This is a genomic window from Kitasatospora sp. NPDC114501 (assembly GCF_055633695.1).
In genome coordinates this window covers 329,677-349,331 of the sequence record NZ_JBVKDS010000010.1, presented here as the reverse complement: position 1 = coordinate 349,331, position 19,655 = coordinate 329,677, and the positions used below count along the sequence as shown (strand labels likewise).

Here is a 19,655-nt window from a genome sequence, read left to right as displayed (position 1 = left end):
TCAACATATCTGGCGTTGACTTTTGGCACGCTGTTGAGTTCTCAAGGAACGGACGCTTCCTTCGGACTGCCTTCCAGCAGGCCCTCCGGGCTTCGCTCTTTCGTGTTCCCAGCTTATCAGACGCTTTCCGCTCCGTTTTCCGGAGTTTCATTCATCCGATTTCCCGAACTGGCCGGCCCGCTTTCGCGACGTCCACCACTTTAGCTCATTCCGAGTGTCACCCGAAATTCACACTCACCCGGTTGGCGGGAACGCCAACGAGCCCATTTTCATGGGGACCAGAGTGAGGGTGGGTCTAGCTGAGTGGATGGCCGCTCCAGCGACTCGTTCAACACTAGGCCACTCGGACGACGTCGTCAAACGTCGAGGGCCGGATCTGTCCAGATCCGGCCCTCGGGGCTCAAAGCCGCAGCTCAGAGCGGGTGTGCTTTTCAGCCGAGCCTCAGCCGGCGGCGACCAGCTCCGCCGCCGCCAGGTTCCGCTTGCCGCGCCGCAGCACGAGCCAGCGGCCGTGCAGCAGGTCGGCCTCGGTCGGCACCGCCTCCTCGTCCGTCACCTTGACGTTGTTGAGGTAGGCACCGCCTTCCTTGATCGTCCGGCGGGCGGCCGAGCGGCTCGGCGACAGGCCGACGGCGACCAGCAGGTCGACCACCGTCTGGAGCTCGGACACCTCGGCCTTCGGGACCTCGGCCAGGGCGGCGGCCAGGGTCGGGGCCTCCAGGTCGGCGAGGTCGCCCTGGCCGAACAGTGCCTTGGACGCGGCGACCGCGCGCTCGTACTGCTCCGCGCCGTGCACCAGCGTGGTGAGCTCCTCGGCGAGGGCGCGCTGGGCCAGGCGGGCGGCGGGGCGCTCGGTGGTCTCGCGCTCCAGCTCCTCGATCTCCTCCTTGGAACGGAAGCTGAAGATCCGCAGGAAGTTGGAGACGTCCCGGTCGTCCGCGTTCAGCCAGAACTGGTAGAAGGCGTACGGGGTGGTCAGCTCGGGGTCGAGCCAGACCGTGCCGGACTCGGTCTTGCCGAACTTGGTGCCGTCGGCCTTGACGATCAGCGGCGTGGCCAGCGCGTGGACGGACTTGCCGTCGGCCTTGCGGATCAGGTCCGTGCCGGCGGTGAGGTTGCCCCACTGGTCGCTGCCGCCGGTCTGCAGGCTGCAACCGTAGCGGCGGTTCAGCTCCAGGTAGTCCATGCCCTGGAGGATCTGGTAGCTGAACTCGGTGTAGCTGATGCCCGCGTCGGAGTTGAGCCGTCGGGCGACGGCCTCCTTGGCGATCATGTTGTTGACCCGGAAGTACTTGCCCACGTCACGCAGCAGGCTGATCGCCGACATCCCGGACGTCCAGTCCAGGTTGTTGACCATGCGAGCCGCGTACGGGCCGTCGAAGTCGAGGAAGCGCGAGATCTGACCGCGCAGCCGCTCGACCCAGCCGGCCACCGTCTCGGGGTCGTTGAGCACGCGCTCGGCGGTGGGCTTCGGGTCGCCGATCAGGCCCGTGGCGCCGCCGACCAGGCCGAGCGGGAGGTTCCCCGCCTGCTGGATGCGGCGCATGGTGAGGATCTGCACCAGGTTGCCGAGGTGCAGGCTGGGGGCCGTCGGGTCGAAGCCGCAATAGAACGTGACCGGGCCGTCCGCGAACGCCTTGCGCAGTGCGTCCTCGTCAGTGGACAGGGCGATCAGCCCACGCCACCGCAGCTCGTCGACGATGTCCGTCACGGTCACGCTTCTCCTTCGATCGGGCGTCCGCCCAGTGCTGGGCCGGTTCGGTCGGGCCCCGGGTCGGTACGACTCCAGCCTGATAGAGCCTACGCGGTTCCGGCCGGCGACTTTCCCCCGAGGCCGCCCACCGGTCGGGCGGCCTCCGCTCCCCGGCCCCTCCCCGATACCGGAAATTCCGTTGTTCGACGGCTGCGGGCCCGTTCAGAGTGGTTCCACCGCCGTGCGGCGGCAGTGACGTGTGTGGAGACGGTCGTGCCGCCGTGGCACGCCCGCGGGAAGGGTGTGCCGAGTGCGCAACACGCTGGTTCTGAACGCGAGCTACGAGCCCCTGACGACGGTGTCGCTCCAGCGCGCCGTCGTCCTGGTGCTCCAGGACAAGGCGGTGGTGGAGCAGGCGCATCCGCTGCGCTCGATCCGGGGGACGGGCGTGGCCGTCCCGGTGCCACGGGTGATCAGACTGCAACGGTACGTACGGGTGCCGTTCCGACAACAGGCTCCGTGGTCGCGGCGGGGCGTCCTGGCCCGGGACCAGCACCTGTGCGCGTACTGCGGACGGCGGGCCACGACGGTGGACCACCTCCAGCCCAGGTCGCGCGGTGGTGCCGACAGCTGGATCAACACCGTCGCCGCGTGCGCGGAGGACAACCAGCGCAAGGCGGACCGCACGCCGGAGCAGGCCGGGATGAAGCTGCTGCGCCGCCCCTTCGAGCCGACACCGCAGGCCAGCCTGATGCTGGCGCTCGGTCTGCGCAGCTCGGAGGTCCGGGACCTGGCCGACTGGCTGCCGACCGTACCGGGCCGGCCCGTCTCGGCGGCCTGAGCACCCACCCGGCAACGGACGGCGGCGGGTAGGGGGGTAGGGGACGGCGGCGGGCATGGAGCAGGACGGAAGGCCTCAGTCCTTCGCCCGGTACCCCGCCGCCGTGCCGTAGTTGGTCGAGTGCTCGGGCACCACGACCACCTGCCCGGCGCCGATCAGCACCCGTCCGGAGATCAGGAGCGAGCCGGTGCCGGGCGGGAAGTTGCCGCCCGTCGCCTCCTGGCCGCCCGCCAGCGGGAACCGGCTGAGGTGGGCGGGCTGGTCGCGGCGTTCGTCGGCGGCGAGCACCAGCGACCCGCCGTCGATGCCGACGGCCCGGACGGCGCCCTTGGCGGCGGTCGGCGCCTTCCAGCGCTGCTTGCCGGTGTCCAGGTCGTAGCCGACCGCGGCCACCTGCCCGCCGCCGTTCGGCGGGGCCAGGGTGGTGACCATCGTGCGGCCCTCGAAGTACACGCCGGGAGTGGCCGAAAACGTACCGTGGGCGACGTCCAGCCGGCCGCCGTCGACGGCCACCGGGATCTCGGCAGCAGGGTCGCCGCCGGTGCCCCAGGCGAAGACCCGGTCGTTCTCGGGCTTCTCGCCCGTAGTGAGGACCACGGCCGGCTCGGCGGACAGCACGGTCACCGTCTTCGGCTGGTTGTTCAGGCCCCGCCACCAACTGACCTTGCCGTCCGCGGTGTTCAGCGCGACGGCCTGGTCCGCGGGGGTCGAGTCGGCGCAGGAGGAGGCGACCAGCACGGTCTTGCCGCTGACGCCGCCGGACAGGGTGCAGAACTTGCCCTGGCCGGTGTACTGCCAGACGTCCTTCCCGTCGGCCGACTCCCAGGCCAGCACCCGGTCGTCGCCGACGGCGACCACCTTGTCCTCGGTGACGCCGACCCGGGCCGAGTAGGCGCCCTTGGCGTCCGAGAGGGCCTTGGTCCAGACGGTCCTGCCGGTCTTGGTGTCCACGGCGACCACCAGGGTGCAGGGGCTCTTCGGGTCGGCCTGCGGACGGAACAGCGCCGCTCCCAGGCCCGCCTGGTTCACTCCCGCCGACAGCCCGCACGGGACGGCTCCGGCGGCCGGCGGCTCCACCGACCAGGTGAGCCTGCCGCCCGCCCGGTCGTACGCGTGCACCCCGGAGCCGTCGGCCCGGACCACCGCGTCGGCCAGCGGCCAGCTGCCGATCAGCGTGTCGTCGCCCCCCGTCGGGCCGGCCTGACCGGCCTGACCAGTCGGACCGGCCGGACCGGCTGCGGCGGGCTGCGCGGCCCATGCCCGGGTGTGCGCCACCGCGAAGCCCGGCTCACCGCCGCTGCTCGCCACCGCGCTGCCACCGCCCTCGCTGCCGACCATCAGCCCGGCCACCGCCAGCACGCCCAGCGCGGCCACCCCGGCGCCGGTCCGCACCAGCAGGGCCTTGCGGCTGGGCACGTGATCCCCGGTCAGCACCGCGTCGGCGGCCTTCCGGGCCCTGGCGGAGAGTGCGGAGCCGGAGCCCGCGGCGGTGCCGGAACCGCCGCCGGCTCCCCGGCGGGCGGCGGCCCGCGACGGCGCGACGGGCTCGGCCGTCACGCCGGGGACCTCCGGAGAGGTCTCGACGGGCTTCTCGGGCCGGGGCGCGGGCGCCGGCTCGGCCTCCTCGATGTGCACGTAGCCGTCCGCCGAGTACTCCGCCCCCGCCGGGACGTACAGCCCCTCGCCCGCGGGCGGCTGCGGGGCGGCGTACGGCGTGTACGGCTGGTGCTGCTGTGTGTGGTCCGGGTACTGCGGATACGGCTGGAACTGCCCCTGCTCGACGTACTGGCCCTGGACGTAGCCGCCCTCGACACGGCCGGTCCGGCCGTACCCGCCCTGGTCGTACCCGGCCTGGTCGTATGCGCTCTGGTGGTAGCCGCTCTGGCCGTACCCGTCCTGGTCGTGACCGGTGTGCCCGTAGCTGTCCTGGCCGGCCTGCGGCTGCTGCTGCCCGTACTCCGCCGAGCCGTAACCCGGCTGCCACTGCGCCTGCTGCTGCTCGGAGTACCCGCCGTTCGGCCAGTCCGAGGGGCCCTGGGGCGGCCACGGCTGTCGGGGGTGGGCGTCTCCGAAGGGCTCCTGCGCCATCCGTTCCGTCCCTCCCGAGCCGCCTGCCTGCCGATGCGGCAGTCAGCATCTCACGCCCGCCCGCAGGCGTGGCCCGGGCCCTCGGTCGTCCGGTCCCCGGCGTCCGGCCGTACGGGCGTCAGGCGGCCGACTCGGCCCGCAGGGCCTCGTCGATCCGGGCGGCGAGGGTGAGGTCCAGCCCGGTGAGGCCGCTGGCGCTGTGGGTGGACAGCACGAAGCGCAGGGTGCGCCAGCGGATGTCGATGTCGGGGTGGTGGTCGAGCGCCTCGGCCTGCTCGGCGACGGCGCCGACCACCCGGATCGCGGCCGGGAAGTCCGGGGCGTCGGCGGTCCGGGCGATGCTGTCGCCCTCACGCCTCCACTGCGGCAGCGCCGCCAGGGCCGCCGTGATCTCGTCCTCGCTCAGCCGTGCCCTGCTGCTCATCGCCGCGCTCCTGGTGGGTCGTCGGTCCGGGGTGCCGGGCCGCCGGGAGGTCCGGCGCTCCGGTGTCAGGCGGCCTTCCGGACCGGACGGACCACCAGCTCGCCGCCGCAGTTGGGGCAGTTGCCGGCCATGGCCTCGGTGCAGTCCGGACAGAAGGTGCACTCGTAGGAACATATCGAGGCGCGGCCGTCCGCGGTCAGCGACACCGCGCAGCGCTCGCAGCTCTCACGCATCTCCAGGGCCATGGGTGTACTCCTCCGATGTGCGTACCGTCAGACGGTCTGACGTTCGTTCAACTCAGCAACAGCTTGGTGACGGCCACCAGGCCGACCACCACGATGACACCGCGCAGCGCGGTCGGCGGGAGCCGGCGGCCGACCTTGGCGCCGAGCAGGCCGCCGACGAGCGAGCCCGCCGCGATCAGCCCGGCGGCGGCCCAGTTCACGGTCGAGGTGAAGAGGAAGAAGAGCGCGGCGACCGCGTTGACGATCATCGCCAGGGCGTTCTTCACCGCGTTGATCCGCTGGAGGTCCTCCTGGAGCAGCATGCCCATCAGCGCCATCAGCAGCACGCCCTGCGCGGCGCCGAAGTAGCCGCCGTAGATGCCGGTCAGGAACACTCCGGCCAGCAGCGCCGGGCCGCCGTCCGGGTCGCCGTCGGGGCGGCGGCGGGCCGCGACGGCCTTGGCGACCCGGGGCTGGACCACCACCAGGACGAGCGCGAGCAGGATCAGCGCCGGGACGATCGCGTCGAAGGCCCCGCTCGGCAGCTTGATCAGCAGCAGCGCGCCGAGCAGCCCGCCGAGCAGGGAGGCGGTGCCCATCCGCAGCACGCGGCGGCCCTGGTCGGCCAGTTCGCGGCGGTAGCCGATCACACCGCTGAGCGAGCCGGGGACCAGGCCGAAGGAGTTGGAGACGTTGGCGGTGACCGGGGGGATGCCGACGGCGAGCAGGACCGGGAAGGTGATCAGGGTGCCGGAGCCGACGATCACGTTGATCATCCCGGCGCCGACGCCCGCCACCAGGACGGCGATCGACTCCCAGAGCGTCACGGGTCACCTCTCCTCTCGGTCCTGTCGGAAAGGATCATGCCGGACAGCCGTGCGGGCCGACCAGACCCTCCCACGATGAGGGACGCACGCCACAGCGCTCCGGCCGCCCGGGCCGGCGCCGCGACAGGCCGAGGGCCCGCCGCCTCCCGGCGGCGGGCCCTCGACGGAGCACGGTTCGACCCGTCACTCCGGGTCGATCTTCGGGTACTCCCGCGCCGGGTCCACCCGGGGGCGGGCGGCACCCTTCTCGGTGTCCACCGGCCGCGGGCCGGACGCCGGGTCCAGCGGCACCTGGGTGGCCGCCGGGGCCGTCTGCGGGACGCTGGGCGCCGCGACCGCGCCGCCGTTCACGCCGCCGTTGCCGGTCAGGCCGGTGAAGGCGCCGCCGAGGCCCTTGAGCGCGTCGCCGACCTCGCTGGGGATGATCCAGAGCTTGTTGGAGTCGCCCTTGGCCAGCTCGGGCAGGGTCTGGAGGTACTGGTAGGCGAGCAGCTTCTGGTCGGCGTCGCCGTCGTGGATGGCCTCGAAGACCGTCCGGATCGCGGCCGCCTCACCGTCCGCGCGCAGCACCGCGGCCTGCGCCTCACCCTCGGCCTTGAGCACCTCGGCCTGCTTCTCGCCCTCGGCCTTGAGGATCTGGGCCTGGCGCTGGCCTTCGGCGGTGAGGATCGCGGCGCGCTTGTCACGGTCGGCGCGCATCTGCTTCTCCATCGAGTCCTGGATGGAGGTCGGCGGCTCGATCGCCTTCAGCTCGACGCGGTTGACCCGGATGCCCCACTTGCCGGTGGCCTCGTCCAGGACGCCGCGCAGGCCGGCGTTGATGACCTCGCGCGAGGTCAGGGTGGACTCCAGGTCCATCGAGCCGATGATGTTGCGCAGGGTGGTGACGGTGAGCTGCTCGATCGCCTGGATGTAGCTGGCGACCTCGTACGTCGCGGCGCGCGGGTCGGTCACCTGGTAGTAGATGACGGTGTCGATGTTGACGACCAGGTTGTCCTGGGTGATCACCGGCTGGGGCGGGAACGGCACGACCTGCTCGCGCAGGTCGATCCGGTTGCGGACCCGGTCGATGAACGGGACGACGATGTTCAGCCCTGCGTTGAGCGTCCGGGTGTAGCGGCCGAAGCGCTCCACGATCGCGGCGCTGGCCTGCGGGATGACCTGGATCGTCTTGATCAGCGCGATGAAGGCCACCACGACCAGGACGACCAAAACGATAAGGACGGGTTCCACGGACTCTCCCCTAGACGACCAGGGCGGTCGCGCCCTGGATTTCGACGACGTCGACCTGCTGCCCGGGCCGGTACACCTGGCCCGGGTGGAGCGCGCGGGCCGACCAGATCTCGCCGTTCAGCTTGATCCTCCCGCCCTCCCCGTCGACGGTTTCCGCGACGACCGCGGTGGCGCCCTGGAGCGCCTCGATGCCCATCTTGACCTGCGGGCCCCGCTGGAGCTGCCGGTAGGCGATCGGTCGGACGAAGACCACCAGGGCGACCGAGACGAGGACGAAGGTCACGGTCTCCAGGACCACTCCCCCGCCCAGTGCGGCCACACCGGAGGCGGCCAGCGCCCCGACCGCGAACATGGCGAACTCCGGCATCGCGGTCAGCACCAGCGGTATGCCGAGCCCTGCGGCGGCCAGGAGCCACCAGATCCAGTTGTCCACACGTCCATCCTAGGGAGCGAGGGCCTTCGAGGCGGACAGTTCCCGCAGGTCGAGGGGCGGAAACCGGTCGCGCGTGCGACCGGTTCCCGACGGCCTTCCGGATGACGGACGGACGGGGCCTCAGCCCAGCGGCAGACCCTGGGCCGACCAGCGGTCTCCGTGCCGCTCCAGGGTCAGCGGCAAGCCGAAGCACTTGGAGAGGTTGCGGGCGGTCAGCTCGGTGTCGATCGGGCCGGCCGTGAGCACCTTGCCCTGACGGATCATCAGGACGTGGGTGAAGCCGGGCGCGATCTCCTCGACGTGGTGGGTGACCATCGCCATCGCCGGGGCGAACTCGTCCTGGGCGAGCGCGCCGAGCCGGCGGACCAGGTCCTCGCGGCCGCCGAGGTCCAGGCCGGCGGCCGGCTCGTCGAGCAGCAGCAGCTCCGGGTCGGTCATCAGGGCGCGGGCGATCAGGGTGCGCTTGCGCTCGCCCTCGGAGAGGGTGCCGAACTTCCGGTCGGTGAGGCCGGCCATGCCGAGGCGGTCGAGCAGGGCGAGGGCCCGGCCCTCGTCCGACTGCTCGTAGGTCTCCTGCCAGCTGACCGTCATGCCGTACGCGGCGGTGAGGACGGTCTGGAGGACGGTCTGCTCGGCCGGCAGCTTGTCGAACATCGCGGCACCGGCCAGGCCGATCCGGGAACGCAGCTCGAAGACGTCGATCTCGCCGAGCTTCTCCCCCAGCACCGTGACCTTGCCCGAGGTCGGGAACAGGTACGAGGAGGCGATCTGCAACAGCGTGGTCTTGCCGGCGCCGTTCGGGCCCAGAATGACCCAACGCTCGCCCTCGGAGATGGACCACGAGACCTGGTCGACCAGCGCGCGCCCCTCCCGGACCACGGATACGTCCACCAGCTCCAGCACGTCGCTCATGCCTATGCCTTCCCCAAAAAACAAGATTCTCGGCCGTCGGTGCGGGCGGCGGGCCTACTCCGGCGGCCGGTGGGCACGGGGTGGGTGCGCCGCACACGCATGGGCAAACCTACGCCACGCGGATGACCGCCGATTCCGTAGGCTGGCCGGATGCTCGTGACTCCTGCCGACAATCCGTACGAAGAGCCCCGTTCGGGGCGGCTCACCGCATGGGGCAACGCCCTGCTGGCGGGCCTGGTGCCGCCGGACGACGCCGCCGCGGCCGTCCTGGGCGCGGACGAGGTCCACCGGGTCACCGGGCTGCCCGGCGACGAGCCCGGCGAGCGGCACGGGCTGACCTGGGCGCTGGGGCGGCTGCGGGTGCTCGGTGTACGGGGCCTGCGGCTCGCGCTGCCCTCGGCCGGGCACCCGCTCGGGCTGACCGGCCCGAAGGCCTTCAACGAGCGGGCCATCGGTGCGGGTGAGGCCGTCCTGGCCGTGGGCGCACCGCTCGGGCTGGTGCCGGAGGTGGAGGTGTACGGCCCGGCCGGCGACCGCTCGGCCACCGTGCTGTGGCGCTGCGACGAGGTGAACGACACACCGCCGGCCGACGTGCCGTCGCTGCACGAGGCCGAGCGGGAGCTGGCGGACGGGCTGCGGGAGGCGACCGTCCTGCTCACCAGGCTCGACGTGGCCGGTGCGGGGCCCGAGGCGCTGCGCGCCCTGGACGCCTACCGCCGCCGCGGCCACGGCGAGCTGCTCGCGCCCGGCTACCCGCCCCGGGCGGTCCGGGTCCTGGAGTCGGCCCGTCAGGTGTCCGCGCTGCTGGCCATCGCCTCCGGCGGGCACGGCGCCGCCGTCAGCGCCTCGGAGATGGCGGCCCGCCAGTCCGCCCTGGCCCCGCTGTGGCGCACCGCCCGGCGCGCCCAGGTGGCCGCCTACAACGCCCTCGTCGACGAGCGGGACGACCGCTGAGGCGTGCCGGGCCCGGGCCTCCGCCGCGCGCGCTACCCCTCGCGGGTCGCGCCGTGGCGGACGGCCCAGAGTGCCGCCTGGGTGCGGTCGGCCAGGTCCAGCTTCATGAGGATGTTGGAGACATGGGTCTTCACCGTCTTCTCCGAGAGGTGCAGACTGCGGGCGATCTCCCGGTTGGAGCGGCCGTCGGCGATGTGGCCGAGCACCTCGCGCTCGCGCTCGGTGAGCGTACCGCCGCGGCCCTGCGGAGCGCGCGGGCCGTCGTCGGAGAGCAGCGCCTCGGCCAGTTCGGGCTGGAGCAGGACGTGGCCGGCGTGCACCGAACGGATCGCCCCGGCCAGCGCCTCCGGGTCCACGTCCTTGTAGACGTACCCGGCCGCGCCGGCCCGCAGCGCGGGGACCATCGTGCGGTGCTCGGTGAAGCTGGTGACGATCAGGATCCGGGCCCGGCTGCCCTCCCCCTTGAGCGTGCGCAGCGCCTCGATGCCGTCGACGCCGGGCATCTTGAGGTCCATCAGGACGACGTCGGGGTCGAGTTCGCGGGCCCGCTCGATGCCCTCCGCCCCGTCGGCGGCCTCCCCGACCACCTCGATGTCGTCCTGGACCTCCAGGAAGGTGCGCAGTCCGCGCCGGACCACCTGGTGGTCGTCGACCAGCAGGACACGGATCGACGGTGTGCTCTCAGGCACCGGGGACCTCCATCTCGACGAGCGTCCCCCGGCCGGGGGCCGACTCCAGGGTGAGCGTGCCGCCGACGGCGGCCGCGCGGTCGCGCATCGAGGCCAGGCCGAGGTGGCGGCCGGCCCGGCGGACGGACTCCGGGTCGAAGCCGCGCCCGTCGTCGTGCACCCGCAGCAGCGCGCCGCGGGCCGGTGTCCCGGCCAGCGTGACGGTGACCCGGCGGGCGCCGGAGTGGCGCAGCGCGTTGTGCAGCGCCTCCTGGGCGACTCTCAGCAGCGCGGCCTCCTGGGCGGGCGGCAGCGCCCGGACGCCGTCGGCGGCGAAGGCGACGTCGGCGGTGTGCGCCCGGTCGAGGACCTGCACCTGGGAGGCGAGGGTGGCGCTGAGCCCGTCCTCCTCCAGGGCGGCGGGCCGCAGTTCCACCACGACGGCGCGCAGTTCGTCGGCCGCCTCGGCGGCCAGCCGGGCGACCTCGGCGAGTTCGGCGCGGGCCCGGGCCGGGTCGCGGTCGACGAGTTTGGCGGCCGCCTTGGCCGTGAGCCGGAGCGAGAAGAGCTTCTGTGAAACGGCGTCATGGAGGTCGTGGGCGATCCGGGCCCGCTCGCCGGCCAGGGTGAGCTCGCGGCTGCGTTCGTACAGCCGGGCGTTGGACAGGGCGAGGGCGGCGTGCGCGGCGAGGATCCGCAGCAGCTCCTCGTCGTGGTCGGTGAAGAGGCCGCCGCCGCGCTTGTTGGCGAGGAAGATGACGCCCATCACCTGCGGCTCGTCCTCGGCCGCGTCGGTGTCCAGGATCGGCATGCCCAGGAAGGCGTCCATGTCGGGGTGGGCCGTCGGCCACCCCTCGAAGGCGGGCGCCTTGCGGACGTCGGCGAGCCGGGTGGGGCCGGTCTCGTGCAGCATCGCGGCGAGCACGCCGTGCTGCCGGGGCAGCGGGCCGATCGCCCGCCACTGCTCGTCGGTGACGCCGTCGACGACGAACTGGGCGAAGCCCCCGTGGTCGTCGGGCACGCCCAGGGCCGCGTACTCGGCGCCGATCAGTCCGCGGGCGGAGGCGGTGATGCGGCGAAGCACCTCACGGACCTCCAGGTGCCGGCTCATGGCGAGCAGGGCCTGGCTGACGGCTTCGATCCCGGACAGGCACGGTTCGCAGGCGGGCAGCGGGCCGTGGTGGGCCCGGTGGTCTCCGGTGGTGCTGGGCATACCGCCAAACTACCGCCGCCGTGACGGGTGCCGCGTCCGTCCCCGGCCGCCCCGGGCCCGGGTCCGGGGACCTAGGCCGCAGGGCCTCCGCCCGGAGCCCACACGGGACCGCCGGAAACGCCGGAAACGCGGAGGGGCGGCCCCCCGGTGGGAGGCCGCCCCTCGGGCGGACGTCGGAGAAGGGGTCAGCCCTTCTGCATGACCTCGGGCTCGTGCCGGCGCTGGAGCCGGGTCACGATGACGCCGATGACGGCGGAGATGACGATCAGTACGCCGGCGTCGATCGCCCACTGGGCGACGCTGTGCTCCCACAGCGGGTCGTAGTTGGGGTTCTGGAAGTCCTTGTTCCAGGGGCCCATGAGCACGGACAGGTCGAGCGTGGTGGACACGATGCCGGTGCCCCAGCGGGCCGGCATCAGCCAGGCGACCTGCTCCAGTCCGGGCTTGCTGAAGATCTGGAAGAGGCAGCCGGTGAAGACGACCTGGACGATGGCGAACATGACCAGCAGCGGCATGGTCTTCTCGGCGGTCTTCACCAGCGCGGAGATCATCAGGCCGAACATCATCGCGGCGAAGCTCAGCAGGATCATGCCGACGGTCATCTCGATGATCGGCAGGTTCTTGACGATCAGGCCGGTCTCGGGGAGCTTGCGCGGCAGGAAGCCGACGGCGGAGATGATGGCGCCCTGGATCACGCTGAAGACGCCCAGCACGATGATCTTGGACATCATGTACGCCGAACGGGAGAGCCCGGTGGCTCGTTCTCGCTCGTAGATCGCCCGTTCCTTGATCAACTCGCGGACCGAGTTGGCCGCTCCGGAGAAGCAGGCGCCGATCGCCAGGATCAGCATGATCGTCGCGGCGCCGCTGTTGAGGTGGAGCTGCGTCTTGGGGTTGGGCGCGAGCCCCGGTTCGTTGGGGATCAGCACGCTGACCGCGCCGATGACCGCGGGCAGCAGCACCGACAGGGCCAGGAAGCCGCGGTCCGAGGCGAGCACCGACATGTAGCGGCGCATCAGCGTCCACAGCTGCGAGCCCCAGCTCTGCGGCTTGGGCGGGCGGATCGCCTCCTGGGCGACCTGGGCGTGCTGCACCTCGCCCGACTCCACGTCGGGGGCGGAGTACTGCTGGTAGTGCACCGAGCCGCGGTAGCGGCCGGCCCAGTCGTGGTCCGGGTAGTTCTCGAAGGCCTGGAAGACGTCCGCCCAGGTCTCGTACCCGAAGAAGTGCAGTGCCTCGTCCGGCGGGCCGAAGTAGGCCACCGAGCCGCCCGGAGCCATCACCAGCAGCCGGTCGCAGAGCGCGAGTTCGGCCACCGAGTGGGTGACGACCAGGATGGTGCGGCCGTCGTCGGCGAGGCCGCGCAGCATCTGCATGACCTCGCGGTCCATACCCGGGTCGAGGCCCGAGGTGGGCTCGTCCAGGAAGATCAGCGACGGCTTGGTGAGCAGCTCCAGGGCGACCGAGACGCGCTTCTGCTGGCCGCCCGAGAGCGCGGTGATCTTGTTGTCGGCGCGCTTGTCCAGGCGCAGCTCGTACAGCACCTCGTCGATCCGGGCCTCGCGCTCGCGCGCCTCGGTGTCGCCGGGGAAGCGCAGCCGGGCCGCGTACTTCAGGCCGGTGCGGACGGTGAGCTCCTTGTGCAGGATCTCCGACTGGGGCACCAGGCCGATGCGCGAGCGCAGTTCGGCGAACTGCTTGTAGAGGTTGCGGCCGTCGTACAGGACGTCGCCGCGGTCGGCCGGGCGGTAGCCGGTGAGGGCGCGCAGCAGGGTCGACTTGCCGGAGCCGGACGGGCCGATGACCGCGACCAGGGACTTCTCCGGGACGCCGAAGCTGACGTCGTTGAGCAGGATCTTCTTGGCGCCCTTGTGCTCGACCTCGACGGTCAGGTGGCGGGCGGAGAAGGAGACCGCGCCGGTGTCGACGAACTCCTGCAGCTGGTCGCCGACCAGCACGAAGCTCGAGTGGCCGACGGTCAGGCGGTCCTGCGGTCCCATCAGCTGGCGCTGGACGCGCTGGCCGTTGAGGAAGATGCCGTTGTGGCTGCCGAGGTCGACGATCTCGTAGCGGCCGTCCGGGAGCTGGCGCAGCTCGGCGTGGTGGCGGGAGACCTGGAGGTCGGACACCACGATGTCGTTGTCGAGCGCACGACCGATCCGGACGGTGCGCATCGCCGACGTCAGGTTGCGGATGACGGTCGGCTGAGGACCGCCGCCCCCGTGCTGCGGCGGGGCCGGGAAGCCCTGCTCCCGGAAGCCGCCGTGCTGGGGCTGCTGCGGGGCCGGCTGGGCCTGCGGCGGCGCGTACTGCTGCTGCGGGAACGGCGGCTGCGCCTGCGGCTGGCCCGGCCAGGCCTGCTGCGGCTGCTGGTACGGGTCGTGCTGCGGCCAGCCCTGCTGCGGGGCGGGCTGCTGGGGTGCGGGCACCGGGCCGCGGCTGGTGGCGGCCTCGTGCATCGGGGCGGCCTGCGGAGCCGCGGCGTGCGCGGGTGCGGAGAAGCCGAGCCGGGGGCCGTTCTCCGGGTTGCCCAGGTTGACCACGGCACCGGGGAACAGCTGGGCCTGCATGGTGCGGGCACCGGCCACGTACGTTCCGTTGGTGCTGCCGTGGTCGTCCAGCTGCCATCCGCTGCCGTTGAAGCTCATGGTCCCGTGCTGCCAGGACACCCGTGCGTCGTCGAACGGGAAGTCCGACTGCGGGTTGCGCCCGATGGTGTAGGACCGCCCGGGCTCCAGAGTCCGCTGCTGTCCGTTGATCTCAATGACGAGTTGCGGCACTGCGCGCCTGCCCCGCTCTCTCGGTTCCCCCGAATTGTGGCCCCCGGCCGGGGTGCGATGTTCCTGTGACTGACGGGGGGAATCATTCCAGCCCGTCGACCGCCGGTGAAAGTCGGCCCGGGTGACTGTGACCAGGCTGCGACCGAGCCCCGGCCGGTGGCGTCCCGCGACGTGGGACGGGTGCCCCCGGGCCGTCGGGCGCCCGGTAGCGTGGGAGGCACCATGAACGCATCGCCCCTGGCCGCTGAGCCCCTCCCCGCCGCCCAGCACCGGACCGCGGACGAGCGCACCCTGCTCGTCAAGGTGTTCGGCAAGGACCGCCCCGGCATCACCGCCGGCCTCTTCGCGACGCTGGCCGGCTTCGGCGTCGACGTCATCGACATCGAGCAGGTGGTCACCCGTGGCCGCATCACGCTGTGCGCCCTGATCACCCCGCCCCCCTCGCCCGGCGCCGAGGGCGGGCTGCGGGCCACCGTCCACCGCTGGGCCGACGAGCAGAAGCTCCAGGCCGAGATCCTCTCCGGCATCGGTGACAACCGGCCGCGCCGCGAGGGCCGTTCGCACGTCACGGTGCTCGGCAACCCGCTGACCGCCGCCGCCGTCTGCGCGCTCACCTCCCGGATCACCGCCTCGGGCGGCAACATCGACCGTGTGTTCCGCCTCGCCAAGTACCCGGTGACGGCGGTCGAGCTGGCGGTCTCCGGTGTGGCCACCGACGAGCTGCGGGCCGCGCTGGCCCAGGAGGCGGCCACCCAGCGGGTGGACGTCGCGGTGGTCGCCGCCGGGCTGGAGCGCCGGGCCAAGCGCCTGGTGGTCATGGACGTCGACTCCACGCTCATCCAGGACGAGGTGATCGAGCTGTTCGCCGCCCACGCGGGCTGCGAGGAGGAGGTCGCCGAGGTGACGGCGGCGGCGATGCGCGGCGAGCTGGACTTCGCCGAGTCGCTGCGGGCCCGGGTGGCGCTGCTGGCCGGGCTGGACGCCTCGGTGACCGAGAAGGTCCGCGCCGAGGTCCGCTTCACGCCGGGCGCGCGCACCCTGATCCGTACGCTCCAGCGCCTCGGCTACCAGGTCGCGGTGGTGTCCGGCGGCTTCACCCAGGTCACCGACCACCTGGTGGAGCAGCTGGGGCTGGACTTCGCGGCGGCGAACACCCTGGAGGTGGTGGACGGCCGGTTCACCGGCCGGGTGGTCGGCGAGATCGTGGACCGGGCGGGCAAGGCCCGCTGGCTGGCCCGCTTCGCCGAGCGGGCGAAGGTGCCGCTGGAGCAGACGGTGGCGATCGGCGACGGCGCCAACGACCTGGACATGCTGAACGCGGCCGGTCTCGGGGTGGCGTTCAACGCCAAGCCGGTGGTGCGCGAGGCCGCCGACACGGCCGTGAACGTGCCCTTCCTGGACACCGTGCTGTACCTGCTGGGCATCACCCGCGAGGAGGTCGAGGCGGCCGACGCGCTGCACGGCACCCCGACCGAGTAGACGGCCCGGCCACGGCCGATGGAGTGAGGCCCGCCCGGGCGGGCCGCGGACGCACCCGAGGGGCGCGCGGATCAGCTCCGCGCGCCCCTCGGTACGTTCCAGGGGGGTCAGTCCTGCGGCGTGTGGTACGAGACCAGCTGGGCCACGCCCGGCTCGACGCCCTTCCAGGAGCCGCTGAAGCTGAGCACCGCGATCGCCGCCGTCGGGAAGCCGCCGAGCCGCAGCCGCTCCAGCGCGTCCCGGTCGCCCGCGTCCCCGGCCAGCACCTGGGTCAGCCCCAGCACCCCCGGGTTGTGGCCCACCAGCACCACGTCCGAGTACTCCTCCGGGGTCTCCTGGAGCACGGCGATGATCTCGCCGGGGCTGGCCTCGTAGACCCGCTCCTCGTAGACGGTCCGGTGCGGCCGCTGCGGCAGCTCGTGCACCGCCAGCTTCCAGGTCTCGCGGGTGCGCAGCGCGGTGGAGCAGACCACGTAGTCGGGGTTGATGCCGGAGTCGACCAGCCAGCGGCCGGCGTCCGGGGCCTGGTGACGGCCCCGGTCGGCCAGCGGCCGGTCGTGGTCGTCCACGCCGTCCGGCCAGTCGGCCTTGGCATGGCGGAGAACGATGATCCTGCGGGGCGTGTCGGCGCTCATACCCAGCAAGCTTGGCAGAAAAGCGGCCCGGCGGCGCGACGCTCCCGGATGCCGCCACTCCGAGGGGCGAGGAGTGTCGTCATCGCCCCGTTCACCTGGGCGTCGGACGGCGTACCGGCGTCCGTCAGTCCAGGTTGGGGGCGATGGTGGCGATGATCGCCACCAGCACCACGATGGCGGCGATGGCGAGGGCGATGCGGCCGAGCTGCTTGCGGCCGTCGGTGGGGTTGGGATCGAGAACGGGCATGTCCGGAATTCTCCCATCCCGAACACGCCCGCCGTCCGCCGGGGCGTCACGCCCGGGCGTGCTCCGCCGGGTGCACCGCCTCGTCCTCGATGTGCCGGGCGCGCGCCGCCCGCAGGCCGAACAGCATCTGCGGCACCAGCAGCAGCGCCAGGAAGCCCAGCGGCAGGTACCACTCGCCGGTGACGTCGTAGAGCCGTCCGATCAGGATCGGGCCGGGGATGGAGATCAGGTAGCCGACGCCCTGGGCGAAGGCGGACAGCTGCGCGACGCCGCCGGCCGTCCGGGCCCGCAGGCCGATCATCGTCAGCACCAGCGGGAAGGCGCAGTTGGACAGGCCCACCAGGGACGCCCAGAGCCAGGACCCGCCGGCGGGGGCGAGTGCCAGCCCGGTGTACCCGGCGATCCCGCAGGCGGCCAGCACGACCACGAACAGCCGCTGGTCGCCGCGCCGGGCGGCCAGGTTGGGCAGCACGAAGGAGACCGGCACGCCGATCACCATGGTGACCGCGAGCAGCACCCCGGAGGTGCCCTTGTCGATGCCGGCGTCCTGGAAGATCTTCGGCAGCCAGCCCATCACCACGTACGCGCCGGTGGCCTGGAAGCCGAAGAAGCAGGCCAGCGCCCAGGCGGTACGGCTGCGGGTGATCGGCAGCCTGACCGGCACGGCGGCGCCGCCCGACCGCTCGCCGCGCTCGCGCTTGGCGATCAGCACCGGCAGCCAGAGCACCAGGGCGAGCGCGCCGAGGGCGGCCCAGACGCCCAGGCCGTAGCGCCAGTCGCCGCCGAGCGCGCTGGTCAGCGGCACGGTGACGGCGGCGGCCAGCGCGGTGCCGGCGGACAGCGCCATGGAGTACAGGCCGATCATCGGACCGACCTTCTCCGGGAAGTAGCGCTTGATCACGACCGGCAGCAGCACGTTGGAGACCGCGACGCCGGCCAGTGCGAGCGCGGTGAGCAGCAGGAACACCGCCGTGCCGCCGGCGAAGGAGCGTGCCAGCACGCCCGCGGTGATCGCGCCCATCCCGGCCGTGACGACCGCGATCGGGCCGATCCGGCGGGCCGCGGCCGGTGCGGCGAAGCCGAACAGCGCGAAGCACAGCGACGGGACGGCGGTGAGCAGCCCGGCGAGCGTCGGGTTCATCCCGAGGTCGTCGCGGACCTGGTCGAGCAGCGGCCCGAGGCTGGTGACCACGGGGCGCAGGTTGAAGGCGGCGGCGGCGATCGCGACGGCGAACAGCCAGCCCAGGTACTTGGCGGAGCCGGGGGCGGCGGGCTGCTCCGCGCGCGGCGGCCGGCCCTCCGTCCGGGCGGAAGCTGGGGTCTCTGCTACGGACATGGGGAGCATCATAGAATGATGGGATGAATTGATGCACCTCGGAATTGGCATGATGTGCCGACCGTTCATCCTCCGGCCATCTCCCACCCGGACCGGCCGCCTCCCACCCAGGCCCCACCCGAGCCGTAGTCGCAAGGAGTCCCCCGTGGCGCTGTCCTCGCCGAGGCGCACCCCGCTGTCCGACCAGGTGATCGCCCAGCTGCGTGCCCAGATCACCTCCGGGGAGTGGCCGGTCGGTTCGCGGATCCCCACCGAGGCCGCCCTGGTCGAGCAGCTCGGGGTCGCCCGCAACACCGTCCGCGAGGCCGTCCGCGCCCTCGCCCACAACGGCCTGCTCGACATCCGACAGGGCTCCGGCACCTACGTGCTGGCCACCAGCGAGCTGGCCGGAGTGATGCACCGCCGCTTCGCCGACGCCGACCAGGGACAGGTCGCCGAGCTGCGGGCGGCGCTGGAGACCTCGGCGGCGGGCCTCGCCGCCCACCGCCGCACCGCCCGCGACCTGGAGCTGCTGGACGGCGCGCTGGCCCGCCGGGAGGCCGCCTGGCACTCCGGCGACGCCGAGGACTTCGTCCAGGCCGACGCCGCCTTCCACCAGGCCGTGGTGGCCGCCTCCCACAACGACGTCCTGCTCGCCGTCTACGCCGACCTCGGCGAGGTCACCCGCCAGCACCTGCGGCACGACGTCGGCCCCGAGCTGATCGCCGAGCGCTACATCGGCCACCACACCATCCTGGAGGCCATCCGGGCCGGCGACGCCCAGCGCGCCTCGGTCGAGGCCGGCCGCGCCATCGGCGCCTGCGCCACCGCCGAGGCCTGACCTCCCCCGCGCGAGCGCGAAACGCCGCTGCCCGGCACCCCCGAGGAGGGGCGCCGGGCAGCGGCGTACGGGCGGAGCGTCAGGCGCCGATGGCGTGCAGACCGCCGTCGACGTGGATGATCTCGCCGGTGGTCTTCGGGAACCAGTCCGACAGCAGCGCGACGATGCCGCGGCCGGCCGGCTCCGGGTCGCTCAGGTCCCACTTCAGCGGGGAGCGGTGGTTCCAGGTGTCGGCCAGGTCGCCGAAGCCCGGGATGGACTTGGCCGCCATCGAGCCGATCGGACCGGCCGAGATCAGGTTGCAGCGGATGTCCCGCTCGCCCAGGTAGCGCGCCAGGTAGCGGTTGGTCGACTCCAGGGCCGCCTTGGCCGGGCCCATCCAGTCGTACTGCGGCCAGGCGAACTGCGCGTCGAAGGTCAGGCCGACCACCGAGCCGCCGTCCTGCATCAGCGGCAGCAGCGCCGTGGTCAGCGACTTCAGCGAGTACGCCGAGACGTGCATCGCGGTGGCCACGGACTCCCACGGGGTGTCCAGGAAGCTGCCGCCCAGCGCGTCCTGCGGGGCGAAGCCGATCGAGTGGACGATGCCGTCCAGGGTCGGCAGGTGCTCACGGACCTGGTCAGCGATGCCGGCCAGCTGCTCCGGGCTGGAGACGTCCAGCTCCAGCACCTTCACCGGGTGCGGCAGCTTCCTGGCGATCCGCTCGGTCAGGCTCGGGCGCGGGAAGGCGGTGAGGATGATCTCCGCACCCTGCTCCTGCGCGAGCCTGGCGGTGTGGAAGGCGATGGAGGACTCCATCAGCACACCGGTGATCAGGATCCGCTTGCCTTCGAGGATTCCGCTCATG

Annotated in this window: 19 protein-coding genes; 4 read left to right on the top strand and 15 right to left on the bottom strand. The window is 72.7% G+C overall.

Annotation, left to right across the window (positions count from 1 at the left end):
* Window positions 1-442: 442 nt before the first annotated feature.
* Window positions 443-1,711 (bottom strand): tyrosine--tRNA ligase, encoded by a 1,269-nt coding sequence (tyrS, locus tag ACZ7RU_RS21090; RefSeq protein ID WP_470342457.1) that lies wholly within the window; start codon window positions 1,709-1,711, stop codon window positions 443-445.
* 292 nt (window positions 1,712-2,003) lie between these two features.
* On the opposite strand from tyrS, the gene ACZ7RU_RS21085 reads away from it, so the two are divergent.
* Window positions 2,004-2,534, top strand: coding sequence for an HNH endonuclease (locus tag ACZ7RU_RS21085; protein WP_470342440.1), 531 nt, complete (start codon window positions 2,004-2,006; stop codon window positions 2,532-2,534).
* 75 nt (window positions 2,535-2,609) lie between these two features.
* Here ACZ7RU_RS21085 and ACZ7RU_RS21080 read toward each other — a convergent pair whose 3' ends face one another.
* The 7 genes from ACZ7RU_RS21080 to ACZ7RU_RS21050 all read right to left on the bottom strand — a co-directional run bounded on the left by ACZ7RU_RS21080 (window position 2,610) and on the right by ACZ7RU_RS21050 (window position 8,675).
* A complete protein-coding gene (locus tag ACZ7RU_RS21080; protein ID WP_470342439.1) occupies window positions 2,610-4,622 on the bottom strand; it encodes an outer membrane protein assembly factor BamB family protein in 2,013 nt (670 codons plus the stop codon).
* 118 nt (window positions 4,623-4,740) lie between these two features.
* Window positions 4,741-5,046 (bottom strand): 4a-hydroxytetrahydrobiopterin dehydratase, encoded by a 306-nt coding sequence (locus ACZ7RU_RS21075; RefSeq protein ID WP_470342438.1) that lies wholly within the window; start codon window positions 5,044-5,046, stop codon window positions 4,741-4,743.
* 65 nt (window positions 5,047-5,111) lie between these two features.
* Window positions 5,112-5,291 carry a DUF1272 domain-containing protein gene (locus ACZ7RU_RS21070; protein WP_470342437.1) on the bottom strand — a complete coding sequence of 60 codons (180 nt, stop codon included), beginning with the start codon at window positions 5,289-5,291 and terminating at the stop codon, window positions 5,112-5,114.
* Window positions 5,292-5,338: 47 nt separating this feature from the next.
* The gene (locus ACZ7RU_RS21065) at window positions 5,339-6,097 is read right to left on the bottom strand and encodes a sulfite exporter TauE/SafE family protein (protein WP_470342436.1); all 759 of its coding nucleotides are present in this window, start codon (window positions 6,095-6,097) and stop codon (window positions 5,339-5,341) included.
* 183 nt (window positions 6,098-6,280) lie between these two features.
* Window positions 6,281-7,330: an SPFH domain-containing protein gene (locus ACZ7RU_RS21060; protein WP_387758518.1), complete on the bottom strand. Its 1,050-nt coding sequence runs from the start codon at window positions 7,328-7,330 to the stop codon at window positions 6,281-6,283.
* A gap of 10 nt (window positions 7,331-7,340) precedes the next feature.
* Window positions 7,341-7,763, bottom strand: coding sequence for an NfeD family protein (locus tag ACZ7RU_RS21055; protein WP_470342435.1), 423 nt, complete (start codon window positions 7,761-7,763; stop codon window positions 7,341-7,343).
* Window positions 7,764-7,883: 120 nt separating this feature from the next.
* A complete protein-coding gene (locus ACZ7RU_RS21050) occupies window positions 7,884-8,675 on the bottom strand; it encodes an ABC transporter ATP-binding protein (protein WP_097235722.1) in 792 nt (263 codons plus the stop codon).
* Between the two features lie 150 nt (window positions 8,676-8,825).
* On the opposite strand from ACZ7RU_RS21050, the gene ACZ7RU_RS21045 reads away from it, so the two are divergent.
* The gene (locus ACZ7RU_RS21045) at window positions 8,826-9,629 is read left to right on the top strand and encodes a hypothetical protein (protein ID WP_470342434.1); all 804 of its coding nucleotides are present in this window, start codon (window positions 8,826-8,828) and stop codon (window positions 9,627-9,629) included.
* Window positions 9,630-9,661: 32 nt separating this feature from the next.
* Here ACZ7RU_RS21045 and ACZ7RU_RS21040 read toward each other — a convergent pair whose 3' ends face one another.
* The 3 genes from ACZ7RU_RS21040 to ACZ7RU_RS21030 all read right to left on the bottom strand — a co-directional run bounded on the left by ACZ7RU_RS21040 (window position 9,662) and on the right by ACZ7RU_RS21030 (window position 14,290).
* Window positions 9,662-10,318 (bottom strand): response regulator, encoded by a 657-nt coding sequence (locus tag ACZ7RU_RS21040; protein ID WP_387758514.1) that lies wholly within the window; start codon window positions 10,316-10,318, stop codon window positions 9,662-9,664.
* Window positions 10,311-11,408, bottom strand: coding sequence for a GAF domain-containing sensor histidine kinase (locus ACZ7RU_RS21035; RefSeq protein WP_470342456.1), 1,098 nt, complete (start codon window positions 11,406-11,408; stop codon window positions 10,311-10,313). The genes ACZ7RU_RS21040 and ACZ7RU_RS21035 overlap by 8 nt, the downstream gene beginning before the upstream one ends.
* A 287-nt stretch (window positions 11,409-11,695) precedes the next feature.
* Entirely contained in the window at window positions 11,696-14,290 is a 2,595-nt protein-coding gene (locus ACZ7RU_RS21030; protein ID WP_470342433.1) for an ABC transporter ATP-binding protein/permease, read from the bottom strand.
* Window positions 14,291-14,512: 222 nt separating this feature from the next.
* Here ACZ7RU_RS21030 and serB point away from each other — a divergent pair, with 222 nt between their 5' ends.
* Window positions 14,513-15,769, top strand: a complete 1,257-nt coding sequence (gene serB / locus ACZ7RU_RS21025) for a phosphoserine phosphatase SerB (RefSeq protein ID WP_470342432.1) — start codon at window positions 14,513-14,515, stop codon at window positions 15,767-15,769.
* Window positions 15,770-15,876: 107 nt separating this feature from the next.
* Here serB and ACZ7RU_RS21020 read toward each other — a convergent pair whose 3' ends face one another.
* The 3 genes from ACZ7RU_RS21020 to ACZ7RU_RS21010 all read right to left on the bottom strand — a co-directional run bounded on the left by ACZ7RU_RS21020 (window position 15,877) and on the right by ACZ7RU_RS21010 (window position 17,987).
* Complete coding sequence (locus ACZ7RU_RS21020; protein ID WP_470342431.1) at window positions 15,877-16,404, bottom strand: SixA phosphatase family protein; 528 nt, start codon at window positions 16,402-16,404, stop codon at window positions 15,877-15,879.
* A 124-nt stretch (window positions 16,405-16,528) separates the two neighbouring features.
* On the bottom strand, window positions 16,529-16,651 hold the full coding sequence (locus ACZ7RU_RS21015) for an SGM_5486 family transporter-associated protein (protein ID WP_387758507.1): 123 nt from the start codon (window positions 16,649-16,651) through the stop codon (window positions 16,529-16,531).
* A 46-nt stretch (window positions 16,652-16,697) separates the two neighbouring features.
* The gene (locus ACZ7RU_RS21010; protein ID WP_470342430.1) at window positions 16,698-17,987 is read right to left on the bottom strand and encodes a CynX/NimT family MFS transporter; all 1,290 of its coding nucleotides are present in this window, start codon (window positions 17,985-17,987) and stop codon (window positions 16,698-16,700) included.
* A 145-nt stretch (window positions 17,988-18,132) separates the two neighbouring features.
* Between ACZ7RU_RS21010 and ACZ7RU_RS21005 the strand changes: the two genes are divergently transcribed.
* Complete coding sequence (locus ACZ7RU_RS21005; protein WP_401111119.1) at window positions 18,133-18,807, top strand: FadR/GntR family transcriptional regulator; 675 nt, start codon at window positions 18,133-18,135, stop codon at window positions 18,805-18,807.
* A gap of 79 nt (window positions 18,808-18,886) precedes the next feature.
* On the opposite strand, the gene fabI is transcribed toward ACZ7RU_RS21005, so the two are convergent.
* Window positions 18,887-19,654, bottom strand: coding sequence for an enoyl-ACP reductase FabI (gene fabI / locus ACZ7RU_RS21000; protein WP_470342429.1), 768 nt, complete (start codon window positions 19,652-19,654; stop codon window positions 18,887-18,889).
* Between the last annotated feature and the right edge of the window lies 1 nt (window position 19,655).